Below are 12,300 nucleotides of genomic sequence, written 5' to 3'. Positions count from 1 at the left end.
GCGGCGGGGGCGTCCCTTGGCTCGGCGTGGCTAAGCGGTGACATTGGTAGTAGCTGTCAGCAATCCAGGACTGCCGTTCGGCGGTATTGCCGGCAAGAATGGTGAGCCGATCTCTGAATTGCTGAACTCCCGCGCAACAGTTCCCACGCAGGTGTCGCTACCCTTAAAAGGGTGACATCTAGATAAGAAAAGCGTCGCGCCTGCGTCGGCTACACGAGCCTAGGTCCGCAGCTGATCTTCGTGGTCGAGATACCACCGATATGTCTTGGCAATACCGTCTTCTAGGCCGATCGTTGCGGTCCAGCCCATACCGGCGAGCCGCGAGACGTCGAGGAGCTTCCGAGCGGTCCCGTCCGGCCGGGACGCGTCAGTCGCGATCTGGCCTTGGTACCCGATAATCCTTGCCACAAGCCGCGCGAGCTCAAGGATCGCAACATCGTCTCCGGTCCCCACGTTGATGTGGCTTTGCATCGGGCGCGTGTTCGCCTCGTAAGTAGCGCGGTCTAGGCCGAGCACGAACAGCGAGGCCGCCGCCATGTCATCGACGTGCAGAAACTCGCGGCGCGGGTTTCCGGTACCCCAGATTACCACTTGCTCGCTTCCCTCAATCTTTGCTTCGTGGAAACGGCGGATAAGGGCAGGGAGGACGTGGCTGTTCTCCGGGTGAAAGTTGTCTCCCGGCCCGTAGAGGTTGGTTGGCATGACCGAGCGGTAGTCGGTGCCGTGTTGGCGGTTGTAGCTCTCGCAGAGTTTGATCCCGGTAATCTTGGCAATCGCGTAGGGCTCGTTGGTCGGTTCGAGCGTTCCAGTCAGCAGCGCGTCTTCACCCATCGGCTGGGCTGCATCCTTGGGATAGATGCACGACGAGCCGAGAAAGAGCAGGCGCGTGACCCCGGCAGCGAACGCCTGGTGGATGACGTTCGCTTCCACCATCAGATTTTGGTAGATGAAGTCGGCCGGAAATGTGTTGTTTGCGTGGATGCCGCCGACCTTGGCAGCTGCGAGGATGACCGCGTCAGGCCGTTCGGTTCGGAAGAAATCACGGACCTCGGACTGGTTCGTGAGGTCGAGTTCCGAGCGGCTCCGCACCACCGTCTCGACGGCCCCGTCGTTCAGGGTTAGATTCTCTAGCTGGCGCATGATGGCGCTGCCGACCATGCCCTGGTGGCCTGCGACGTAGATCTTCACCAGCTAGTTCCTAGTTCTCAATGCTTACGGGGACGTTGAACCCGTTCGCTTTCAAGAATGCGTGCCGCCGCGCGTCTTCGAGGTCTGCGGCGACCATCTCGGCACACATCTCGCGTGCGGTAATTTCCGGCTCCCACCCGAGGCGCTCCCGAGCCTTTGTTGGATCACCCCAAAGTGTTTCGACTTCTGCCGGTCGGAAATAACGTGGGTCTACCCTCACTATGGTATCACCGGGCTGTACGGCCATGGGGATTTCGGAACTCACCTCGTCGACGATGCCGACCTCATCCAAGCCTACCCCCTCGAAGCGCAGCGAGATGCCAAGCTCCTCCGCGGACCACTTGATAAACTCGCGGACCGAGTACTGCTTACCCGTGGCGATCACGAAATCCTCTGGGGCGTCCTGCTGGAGCATCATCCACTGCATCCGGACGTAGTCCTTCGCATGCCCCCAGTCTCTCAGAGCGTCGATGTTGCCCATGAACAGGCAGGGCTCGAGGCCTTGGGTAATATTGGCCAACCCGCGCGTGATCTTCCGGGTCACGAAGGTTTCGCCCCTCCGAGGGCTTTCGTGATTGAAGAGGATGCCATTGCAGGCATAGAGACCGTATGCCTCGCGGTAGTTAATCGTGATCCAGTAGGAATACAGCTTGGCCACGGCATAAGGCGAGCGCGGGTAGAAGGGCGTTGTTTCCTTTTGCTGTGGTTCTTGGACGAGACCGTACAGCTCGGACGTCGACGCTTGATAGAAGCGCGTGGTTTTCTCCAGGCCGAGGAGGCGAATAGCCTCTAGCAGCCTAAGCGTTCCCATCGCGTCAACATCGGCAGTGTACTCAGGAGATTCGAAGCTCACCGCGACGTGAGACTGGGCTCCCAAGTTGTAGATCTCATCCGGGCGAACTTCCTGAATGATGCGCGTGAGATTTGAGCTATCGGTTAGATCACCATAGTGCAGGATGAGCTGAGGGTTTGGCTCGTGCGGATCCTCGTAGATGTGATCGATCCGCTGGGTGTTGAAAGCGGATGCACGACGCTTAATTCCATGCACCTCGTAGCCCTTCTTTAGGAGAAGCTCTGCGAGGTACGAGCCGTCTTGGCCGGTGATACCTGTAACCAGCGCGCGCTTAGTCATTTATGTAAATTCCTTCACAAAGAATTGGCTGATCTTGCTGAGGTTCTTCGCTGCCAGGGTGCCGAAGCCGCCAACTCCATTACGCTTGATAGCACGGTAGTCTTCAAGGCTCTTCCGAATGATTCGCCCCACCGAACGATTGCTCTCGCCTCCAAGACGCATCTTCACCATCACTTCCGGTAGATAGGCCAGCTTGATCCGGCCCTTGGCTAGATAACGGAGCATCGCGTCATAATCAGCTGCGATGCTGAAGGTGGTATCGTAGGTTCCAAGACGTTCAAATATCTCACGCCGGAGGTAGAGTGTTGGATGAGGTGGCATCCAACCGCGGGCGAGCATCTTCGGCATGTAATAGCCGGAATGCCAATGGCGCACGATTTTGTCCGTGTCAGCGCCCGAGACATATTGCAAATCTCCGTATACCCCGTCGACGGTCGAATCCGCGAAAAGAGCTGTTACCCTCTCGAGAATGTGATCATCGGCGAAGTAGTCGTCGGAGTGCATGAGACCGATGACATCGCCGGATGCCCTTGCGATCCCTCTATTGATTGCGTCGTAAATGCCGTTGTCGTGTTCTGAAACTAGGGAAAAGCCAGAACCCATCGACACGATCCGCTCCAGCGTCCCATCTGATGAGCCACCGTCCTGGATGATGTGCTCCACGTCAGGGTAAGTTTGGCCTCGGACACTTTCCATCGCCTGCACAATTGTATTTGCGCGGTTATAAACAGCGGTTACGACAGAGATTCGCAATGAGTCCCCTCCCTAAAAGATACAGTAACCTTCACCGCGGACGTCACAACGACCATGCGCTCGCCACGCCCATCCTTTGCTTGCCGAAATGCACAGGAGGCTTCGAAAGCCGTCATCAGTCTCTGAATACGCGTGCCGTGGCCTTAGCCGCCGCAAATCCTACGCTGAAGTCGGAGCTTTGGGACATTCCATAGTGCTAGACCGACTCGGGATCGGCCCTAGGACGAAGCCTTCTGGCGGCTGCACGGGCTGCAGAGCTACGTTGAACCAGCCTGACAGTAGGTCGTTCACAAGCGACGTAAAAGATGACGCCCCCAACAACACTCGCCGTCAACATTGAGATAAAAGCTAGCTCCTTCAGACCGCCGACCGTCACCTTCGCTACCAACGATATGATAACGAAATGGACTAAATATATCGAATAAGACGCGTCTCCCAGGAACTTCAGCCAGTTCGGCGTCGAAACTCGTCCCGACCGTTCTAGCTCCGCGGCGCCCAGTATTAGCAGCATCGCTCCCGCGCCGCAGATCAAAGACCGAAGGTACCCGACCGGAAGTATCGCAGCAGAAACACCAAAGACCATTAGGCCTGCCGCGAAAATACTTATAGGCCAGGGTACCGATCTACGATCGAGTGTCCACGCCGCCGCCATCCCCATCATAAATAACAAGTTCAATGGAGAGAATACATAATATTCCCAAGGAGAAACAAAGATTAGGAGTGCCCAAGCTACAAGAAGTGCAACTCCCCATCTTTTACTGACGATCGTCACGCCAAAGCACGCATAAAACAGCATCTCATGAAACAAGGTCCAGCCCACAGCTAATATTGAGCTATGCGGGTCGCCGAAAAGAGCAAAAGATTCAATCAAAGATGCTATTTCAGGCACCCCCCCCGATGCTGCCTGCGGGATATAGGTCATTGCGAGAATGACGAAAATCGACGCGATCCAGTAAGGAGGATAAACGCGAGCCATTCTCCGGTAGGCGTAACGGACAAGCGCTTGGGGATGGCCAATATCGTCGCGATGCGCCCATAGTATTATAAATCCACTAAGCACAAAGAAAAACTCGACACCTAAGCTTCCAAACTCAAACACGTTGTTGAATACTGGTTGCCCCCAATACTTAGGGTGAGAAATGGATACCGTGCAGTGGAACAGAACGACTAGAAGCGCGGCAATCGCTCGCCCCGCCTGTAAGGTTGAGAAGCTTCTACGATTTTGGGGAAAGGCTACGTCCATCAATAATTCCGACCAAAGCTAATCATCTCGGCTCATAAACGCGCCCGGACCATAAAAAAGGCGGTTCGACCGCTTGGAGCGGCGTGCCCAAGAAACTCTTGCTCGGATGAAGGCTCGCTCCTAGGAGAGTATTGAATCGCCATGAGACGTCACTAGCGAAACCATAAGGTAGCGAAGCGCACCAGGGCCTTACGCCACGTGCGTCATGCGGGACCCATCCTTTGGAGGTCGCGGATATAGCAAGTTACAATCAAAGATCCTTTTAGTCTAGGCAGCTTAGGCTGCCCGCTTGGCTACATCGAAACCTGTCACACGCTTCAGCGCGTCCTCCGGGGTAACGCCCTCTCTCTGTATTAGACGTCGGACCTCAAGTAGTTTGGCATCAACGAGGAACCTGTACCATAGGCCTTGAAGGAAGTGGAACGCAAGTCCTTCTCGGCCGTCTAAAAACCCCCCGCGCAAGACGTACCGGAAGACAAAGTATATAAAGGCGCGAGCTCCGCCTGGCAGATGTGTATAAATGTTCTCCTTCAGCCATCGCTTTAGACCAGCTTCTCCCCCGGAAAGGCTCGCAACAGTGTCGTGGGGTCGAAACTTGTACTGAAGATTAAGAAGATCGATGACCTCTCTGCTAGCATAGCTGTTGTGCTTATTTGTCCACCAGGTCAGGGAGTTCAGGTTGTCGTCGAGAAGTTCGCCCTTTAGGTGGCGCACCCCCCCTTTAACAATTACGTGCTCGTCCATCCAGCGATCCTCGCAACGGCCCTCATTTCGACGGAAAATGCGAAGTACCTGAACAGGAAATAAGCCTCCGTGGCGGATGACTCGGCCCATGAAGCTCATCCGTCGATTGACGGTGAGCCCGGCAATTTCCGGGCCGAGCTCGGGCAAGGTGGCAACAATTTCAGCCAATAGCTGTTCCGAGACAATCTCGTCGGCGTCCAGACGCAAGATCCATTCGGGAGAAGAGTCTAGCTGATCCAGCGCCCAATTAAATTGAGTTGCGTAGTTCGTCCACTCATTGCGCAGAACTTCCGCGCCATTCTCGACTGCTATTTCGACCGTGCGGTCAGTAGAGCCGGAGTCGACGACAATTATTTTATCAGCGCAAGCCTTAACTGACTCAATGGCACGGGCTATGTGTCGCTCTTCGTCACGCGTAAGGATCAATGCGGTGAGCATTCAATCCACTTTCTTAGCGATCGCGATCATGGATTTAGCCAAGGGAGGGACACGCCCTACGTTGACGAATCGGATCTTTGTGAAACCAGCTTCGCTCAAGAGTTGCCCAAGTGTTCGATGGGACCAGAACTTAATGTGCCCACTATCCCAAAGCGCCGTGAAGTGTGCGTCCATTCTTCCCGAAAGTGCGAGCGCCAGATTCTTGAAATAGCCGTGAAAGGGAGTGGAAATATATGCCTTACCGCCGGGTTCGACGAGATCAAACAACGTAGAAGCGTAGGCCCGTGGGGCATATACGTGCTCGACCACCTCTAAACTTATGACAACGGGGAAGCCCCCGTACTCGGAGGCTAAGTCGTCGTAAGCTGACCCTTGATGGACGTCAATCTGAGGGAACACGCTCCGTGCCGCCGCTATCCCCTCGGGCGACGGGTCGACGCCAGTTACGCTCCATCCGTCATCTGCTAAGATCGCTCCAACACTACCGTTGCCACAGCCCAGGTCGAAGAGCCTCGGCGACAGCGAAGATTGGCACGCCCGCCAAGCATTTAGCTCCCTCCGTAGAACAGGTAAGAGGTAGTCATGGGAGCAGTTGTGAGATCCGTCGGCATAGCGATAGGCTGGCATCGTCTTCGAGTGAGTCATGCATTTATCGTCCTAATTTGACGAGCTGGATTACCGGCAACGATTGTGTGTGCCGGGACATTCTTCATTGCCACGGCACGAGCCCCGACGATCGCACCATCTCCCACATCCACCCCGGGGCCGACGAATGCGTCTGCACATACCCACACATCACTTCCGATCTTCACGGGTGCTTTTACGAGCGGTCGGCTCGGATGAGCTATGTCGTGGGTCCCGGCGCAGAGGTGCGCACCCTGGGAAATGGTAGAGCGCGATCCGATACTGATCTGACCTAACGCATAAAGGATGACTCGGTCGCCAATCGCTGCGTCTTCTGCAATGTCGAGATTCCAAGGAATGGTTATTCGTACCGTAGGAAATACATGAACGCCCCGCGCCACGTTAGCGCCAAAAAGGCGAAGCAGAACTCGCCGCCAGCACCAAAGTGGCCGTGGGCTGAGGCGAAAGAGGGGGGCCACCAATCCCCATAGTACGCGGCCACACTGCTCGCCTAGCGTCCATTTCGTTGCTGCTCGGTTGGCGTGGATATCAAGTAATTTCACTGTGCTTGGTGTCTTCGCTGCCGTTGTAAACTTTGATATTGAGCCTGTTGACTGCCTTAGGCGCTCGGCTTTAGCTAAATTTTGCGATAACATCTCGATAAAGCTGCAGCGTCTTATCGGCGACGGCGCCCCAAGAGTAGTCTCTCAACATCCATGCGCGGCCTCTCTCGCCAAACGCCATGAGTTCGCCGTCAGTTAGGTGCATCGCCTCCTCGAGCGTTTTAACCAAAGGCTCAACTCCGTGCTCGATCCACCAACCGCAATTTTCTCGTGCCAGCCCCGACCATGGGGCTCCATGCGTGCTAATGACGGGAGTTTTCATCATTAAGCTTTCAGCCACAGTCAACGCAAAGTTCTCACCTCGTGATGGAAGTACGAAGAGTCTAGCGGAAGATAGGCACACATCCTTCTCTAAATCAAACACAGCTGGCCTAATTGTAACCCGCTTTATACCCAATTTTGTGGCAAGCGCCTCTAACTCTCTTTTATGATTATTCTCGTCAGGGCCGACTAGATCGAGCGCCCACTCTGGATGCGTGGCTTCTAACTGAGACCATGCATTGATAAGGCGATCGAGACCCTTTTGGGGATGCATCCTGCCAAGTGACAAGACGCGCTTAATGGGTTCTGGCGGGGATACTGGAACTGGCGTTTCATCTACCCCTAAAGGTATGACGACGGTCTCATTAGGTAGCCCGGCCGTTCTGATATCCTGCATCTCGGTCTCGCTCGTAGCGTGAATGGCTGCAGCATTGGCCAAGCTTGCGCTTTGAAAAATTCTCCACGCGGTGCGTTTCTTCCAAGCGCTGAATTTAAGGGCCGCCGGTGCAAGCATGCCGTGCGGTGAGACAACATAAGGCTTGTGAGTTGCTCTATGCCAATTACAAATCGCTAGATTTGGGTACATCCACAGACCGTGTACGTGGACGATATCTGGCTCGAAGGTCGTTAGGCTGGCTGCTAATTCGGGGGAATATCCGAACGATCGTGGTCGTCCGTACACCGGATAAGCCTCTGCAGGGGCGCCCTCCCAAATGTCTTTGTCTCTCTGAATCCACTGGCAAGATTCGGGGCCGAAGACGCGTACTTCGTAGCCACGAGACTGCTGCTCTCGAGACATTCTAGAAACAACGACGCCGACGCCGGCAGCGGATCGGTCCAAGCCCGAGGTGACATGAGCAATTCGGATCACGTTCGAGAGCTCGATGTGCCGTCATATTCAGAAGCCACCCGCGGATCGACCCATGGGGGGGAGGGGGGGGGTGATGTTCCTCGATTGCTAATGATTGCCTCGAGATATGCCGCTCCAGCTCGCGCGCCGAGACACATTGCCCACGTTTGCATGGCTAGCCGGTCCTCGGACCTGATTTTTCCCCTGGCCACTGCGGCACGCAATAGCCCACAGAATCGCGGGAAGTCCGCGACTTGGAAAACGCCTCCTGAACCGCTAGCCAGGACTACCGAACATGATCCACATGCCGAGCTGCAGACTACAGGTGTACCGGCCATAAGAGACTCAGAGACGACGGCTCCCCAGCCATCGTGGCTACTCGGCAGAACAACACAATCAGCTTGTTCCATTTGCGTCCGAATCTGGCTTATAGGCAACACCCCGTGAAACTTTGTGCGCGACGGGAGAAGTCGGTGCGCTAGTTCTCCGAGCTCGCCTCGTAAGGGACCATCGCCGATTATGTGCAACTCGAAGGCGTGATCCGAGAGGCTGCCGAGTGCACGCATAAGAAGATCGACACGCTTCAGAGGAATGAGGGACCCCACATACAGAAAGCGGAAAATCGTACTCCGAGCAGCGTATTTTGAGGCGCTTTGCTCGCCGAGAAAATAGGCAAAAGGAAATATGCTAAGATTGCTTGGCGCTAGTCGACGCAACCATGAGGGTGTCCCGCTCCCAATAGCAAGAACTCCATCTAAGTTGCGGCCTACTCGGCGAATACTGGAGAAATAAAGTAGTTTTCGCAATATTCCCGCTGGCCCGCGTCTATCCACACCCTCCATGATTACGTACTGGCGCTGTAGCGCGCTACTAACCGCAGTCTGCGCATGCCGAATGAGCCCGTTGGACCGTAAGCCCTGCATCAGGTGCACGACACCCTCCGGTGCCTTGCCCACCAGATTCTCAGCATCGCCACGATGCTTAATGAAATGAGTCGAAACATTGCTCAGCGCCGGCGATTCCCAACCCAACGCCATCCGCTCGACGGAGAGCTCCTCTTCAGCCACATAGGTGATACGGTGTCCTCGTTCCGCCAATGCAGCTGCCAGGCATGCCATGTGCGGCGTAATCATCCTCTGCCAAAACCACACGTCTAATGGCATTATTTGTCCGCCGAGTCAGACCGGAGAAATTTGGAGAGCTCGGTGCCGACTGCATTTGATGAGAAGTTGGCTTCTGAGCGTGCCCGGCCCAAGTCTGCGCGGCGGCGTACTTCATCGGGGTTTTCAGACATTTCTTCTAAGATTTCGCACAGCGCTTCGCCACTAAAATGAGTCAAGAACCAAACCATATTTTCGTCGAAAATGTGGACGACATCACTGATCCGGGTCGCAACCAAGGACAGGCCGCGCGATGTTATCTCTACGACTTTGGACGGAAAGGTTGTGCGCGAAATTTCCGAACTAGGACTTTTTAGGGATAGGCTTCCATGACAACTGTCGAGCAAGTCGAGGTACTGAGCTCTTGAAACGGCTGGGTAAACTTCAATACGCACCCTGGGGGACCTTACGTACTCAGACAAGTGCTTAATTCTGTCTAGATCGCCCACTCCAGTAACAACGAAAACAATCTCTCGCAGCGAACTATTTTTCACGCTCATGCTCAGCTGCAGTATTGCGTCGCAAAACACATCAGTGCCCGTTGCCGGACTTAACGTCCCACCGAAATGTACGCGAAGAGCGCCCCCTCGTTGAAGCTGCTGCCATTTATCTAGCCTGCTACTTCGAAGAGCTTCAGTAGTAAAAATACCCTGAACGGCTTTAAAGTTCTTCAATCTGAGCTCTCTGGCGATTTGATTCGAAGCAGTGACTTTGCGAACCGAAGTTAGTCTGTATACAAATTCGAATGAAGCTTTATTTATAGCTCCCCGCAGGCCGCGCTCGTGCATAGTCGGAACATCTTCTATGTCATGGTAAACGGGGACCCGCAGCGCTCGTAAGAGGAGAAGGGCTGGGGCATATTCGATCGCGTGGTTGTACAGCAACACGCGATCGCCGGGGCGCACCGCCCTCCAAACGAAGAAAAAGAGAGATACGCACGTGATCAGTTTTCGCACAAACGGATTGCCGTGGGACGCGAGAAAACAAGCTGGGAAACCATCTTGGCGGCTCACAAATGCGGCCTGATAATTGCTTCGTCGTTTTGGCACTGGCAATGAGATCAATGCCGCGCGGTCACCGCACCTGCGAAGTGCTGACACGACCGCGCTCATTTTGCTGGCCGCCGCTCCGACAAACAGGTCTTGGCCGATCGCGCGCGAATACGCAGGGGTGCAGACCATTCCAACGTATAGGATCCGTCCTCCGCGGCCCCTCATTCTGAAGCGCCACAATCATCAGGGTGGTCAAGGATGCGTACAGTCTTAGCAGGGACACCGGCAAGGAGAGCGTTGGGAGGATAAGTGCCGGCAAGGACGACAGCTCCTGCGGCAACTATGGAGCCGGGTCCGAGCTCGGCGCCTCCTAGTATAAGTGCCCTGGCGCCAACCCAGGTCCCTTCACCGACCGATATCGAGGAGGAATAGCCCTTACCAGCGCGCCGAGAAGAGCTCCCGACCCTGTGAGAGCCGCACTCGAACATCACACCGGGCGCGACATCGCATCGAGCGCCAAGGCGAATAGTACTACCATGCGGGACTATCAACCTGCATCCAATACCGATCCAGGTGTCAGCGCCCACAACAACGTGCCCGCCTCCGAAAATTCTTGCTCCGAGATTAACGCTAACACGCGCGCCAACCTCAGCGCCACAGGTGCGCCACAGAAGGCGCTTTACCGCAAATAGCCGGGTGGGAGGCAGGAGAGACATTAAGAGGTTAGCCAAGTGATTCAAAGATGGACGCATCCGGGCTTCCTCTTACTAAACACTACATACGCGCTCTGTAGAAAGCTGTAAGATGCCTTTCGACAGCCAGCGCTATCATCGACGCGACCATGAACGCACACTCGACAAACTAACACTTCAGAACACACCTGATTGACTTTGAGCTAAACAATAAATCGGACGTTGGATAAACCTAGCTAATAAAATGCTTGGACGAGCGCCATCTATCGAGACCTACTACGCATGAAGTCGCTTCATCCGCCCGTTTAGAAGTTATCGGACCCGAACATGGAGCTCTTTATAGAGCTTTTCACTAAATAACGTAGCTTATCATTCCTACGTTGTCACATGCTCAGCCTGTTTCCGCCTGAACGAGCATCTAACGAGCCCAAACGCCTTGCTCGGCCGACATTGAAGAAAAAGAGGATCACTAACAGCGAGTAACCGAATGCAAACACAACTGGTCGCTGAAGCAGTATCGCCACGACCCCGAGCGAGATAAGATGGCCTTGGGACCGATAAAACCCGCGCCGCGCAATCGAAAAAACTATTACATAATAAGGGAATGCAATAAAGATACCGAGGAAGACAAGTACAGTGAACGGATTCTCTCCCATGCCCCCATACATCTCGATACATTTTCCTGCGATCTTCGAGCACTGCCCGTAAACTCCCCACAAGATCGTGTCTTTATCCAAGTTAGCAAGAGCGTTCATCGTGATTTGCGTCCGGCTGTCCCCTCTTAGTGACCCGTCGACGATCTCAAATCGAGAGAAGAACCTTTCGGAGAAAGCCATAGAGACGCTGTCAACGAAATAGAGGGGTAATGCCATGAAGGCCACCGCCAGCCCGACCCACCCGACTTTCCGACCAACTGCGACCAAATACACTAAACCAAAAACGACGTGAGCTAGAGACTGGGTCACCAGTCCGCCGGCGATCAGAAAAGCGTCGATCTTAGAGGCGCCGAACGTTACATGGCGTAGCGCCACGACCATGCAAATGACGAAGGAGAGAGTACCCGGCTCATCGAAGAGACCCGAAGGCCTGATAAAATTGCCTACAACGGAATTGGTCGCCGTGCCGAGGTATAGATAGGCAGGCCGCCCGGCGGGCCCTTCAAAAGTGTAAAGAGGTCCTAGGCCTGCGGATGCACTTACGAAACCGATCCAAGCCCCAACTACGTTAACTATGCAAAAAATCGTTGCGACGCGGAGAAAAAGCTTGGTGTCTCGATGACGCGCAGCTGTGGCGAGGATCAGAGAGAGCCATAGGTAAATCGGATAAAGCGCTAATGTCATATCTCCCCAGTAAAAGGCAGAGATAACCGCACCTAAAACTGAAGCCACTAGGATCGCCAAAACCTTCTCGGAGAGGGCAACGCGGCGCCAATTTACCAAGACAAAGGCAAGGCACACCAGCAGAAAGAGCACATTTGGCTTAATCGCGATATAGTATGTCGGGAGAGATGTGCACACAATCGAACCGACGAAAAGCAGAATTCCGTTCGTGATGTCGCGCCCTTGCAAAGGTGCCTCATGCAAAGTGTCGTCCATTGCAG

12 protein-coding genes are annotated in these 12,300 nt (G+C 54.6%); all 12 read right to left on the bottom strand.

Annotated features, from left to right (window positions below; translation table 11 throughout):
- Positions 1–219: 219 nt before the first annotated feature.
- Positions 220–1,191 (bottom strand): GDP-L-fucose synthase family protein, encoded by a 972-nt coding sequence (locus E0504_RS10795; RefSeq protein ID WP_373693890.1) that lies wholly within the window; start codon positions 1,189–1,191, stop codon positions 220–222.
- A 7-nt stretch (positions 1,192–1,198) separates the two neighbouring features.
- Positions 1,199–2,320, bottom strand: a complete 1,122-nt coding sequence (gmd, locus tag E0504_RS10790; protein WP_131623838.1) for a GDP-mannose 4,6-dehydratase — start codon at positions 2,318–2,320, stop codon at positions 1,199–1,201.
- Positions 2,321–3,073 carry a glycosyltransferase family 2 protein gene (locus E0504_RS10785; protein ID WP_131623836.1) on the bottom strand — a complete coding sequence of 251 codons (753 nt, stop codon included), beginning with the start codon at positions 3,071–3,073 and terminating at the stop codon, positions 2,321–2,323.
- A 196-nt stretch (positions 3,074–3,269) separates the two neighbouring features.
- Positions 3,270–4,316 (bottom strand): acyltransferase, encoded by a 1,047-nt coding sequence (locus E0504_RS10780; RefSeq protein ID WP_131623834.1) that lies wholly within the window; start codon positions 4,314–4,316, stop codon positions 3,270–3,272.
- Positions 4,317–4,592: 276 nt separating this feature from the next.
- Complete coding sequence (locus tag E0504_RS10775) at positions 4,593–5,498, bottom strand: glycosyltransferase family 2 protein (RefSeq protein WP_131623832.1); 906 nt, start codon at positions 5,496–5,498, stop codon at positions 4,593–4,595.
- Positions 5,499–6,143: a class I SAM-dependent methyltransferase gene (locus E0504_RS10770; RefSeq protein WP_207912456.1), complete on the bottom strand. Its 645-nt coding sequence runs from the start codon at positions 6,141–6,143 to the stop codon at positions 5,499–5,501.
- Positions 6,140–6,778, bottom strand: a complete 639-nt coding sequence (locus E0504_RS54140; protein WP_131623830.1) for an acetyltransferase — start codon at positions 6,776–6,778, stop codon at positions 6,140–6,142. Before E0504_RS54140 ends, E0504_RS10770 begins: the two co-directional genes overlap by 4 nt.
- Complete coding sequence (locus tag E0504_RS10760) at positions 6,756–7,877, bottom strand: glycosyltransferase (protein WP_131623829.1); 1,122 nt, start codon at positions 7,875–7,877, stop codon at positions 6,756–6,758. The genes E0504_RS54140 and E0504_RS10760 overlap by 23 nt, the downstream gene beginning before the upstream one ends.
- Positions 7,874–8,698, bottom strand: coding sequence for a glycosyltransferase (locus E0504_RS54135; protein WP_373693889.1), 825 nt, complete (start codon positions 8,696–8,698; stop codon positions 7,874–7,876). Before E0504_RS54135 ends, E0504_RS10760 begins: the two co-directional genes overlap by 4 nt.
- Positions 8,699–9,018: 320 nt before the next feature.
- On the bottom strand, positions 9,019–10,116 hold the full coding sequence (locus E0504_RS10750) for a hypothetical protein (protein WP_131623825.1): 1,098 nt from the start codon (positions 10,114–10,116) through the stop codon (positions 9,019–9,021).
- A gap of 113 nt (positions 10,117–10,229) precedes the next feature.
- The gene (locus E0504_RS54130) at positions 10,230–10,496 is read right to left on the bottom strand and encodes a hypothetical protein (RefSeq protein WP_373693888.1); all 267 of its coding nucleotides are present in this window, start codon (positions 10,494–10,496) and stop codon (positions 10,230–10,232) included.
- A 587-nt stretch (positions 10,497–11,083) separates the two neighbouring features.
- Entirely contained in the window at positions 11,084–12,295 is a 1,212-nt protein-coding gene (locus E0504_RS10740; RefSeq protein ID WP_131623822.1) for a hypothetical protein, read from the bottom strand.
- Positions 12,296–12,300: the final 5 nt, after the last annotated feature.

This window comes from Parafrankia sp. BMG5.11, from assembly GCF_004337455.1.
The sequence above is the reverse complement of the archived record's forward strand: the minus strand, read 5'-3'. Positions and strand labels throughout refer to the sequence as shown.

What these genes read in the sequence shown, in the direction of transcription:
- E0504_RS10775 (WP_131623832.1), bottom strand. Translation starts at nt 5,498, where the DNA reads ATGCTCACCGCATTGATCCTTACGCGTGACGAAGAGCGACACATAGCC.
- gmd (WP_131623838.1), bottom strand. Translation starts at nt 2,320, where the DNA reads ATGACTAAGCGCGCGCTGGTTACAGGTATCACCGGCCAAGACGGCTCG.
- E0504_RS54130 (WP_373693888.1), bottom strand. Translation starts at nt 10,496, where the DNA reads ATGTTCGAGTGCGGCTCTCACAGGGTCGGGAGCTCTTCTCGGCGCGCT.
- E0504_RS10780 (WP_131623834.1), bottom strand. Translation starts at nt 4,316, where the DNA reads ATGGACGTAGCCTTTCCCCAAAATCGTAGAAGCTTCTCAACCTTACAG.
- E0504_RS10740 (WP_131623822.1), bottom strand. Translation starts at nt 12,295, where the DNA reads ATGGACGACACTTTGCATGAGGCACCTTTGCAAGGGCGCGACATCACG.
- E0504_RS10770 (WP_207912456.1), bottom strand. Translation starts at nt 6,143, where the DNA reads ATGACTCACTCGAAGACGATGCCAGCCTATCGCTATGCCGACGGATCT.
- E0504_RS54135 (WP_373693889.1), bottom strand. Translation starts at nt 8,698, where the DNA reads ATGGAGGGTGTGGATAGACGCGGGCCAGCGGGAATATTGCGAAAACTA.
- E0504_RS54140 (WP_131623830.1), bottom strand. Translation starts at nt 6,778, where the DNA reads ATGTTATCGCAAAATTTAGCTAAAGCCGAGCGCCTAAGGCAGTCAACA.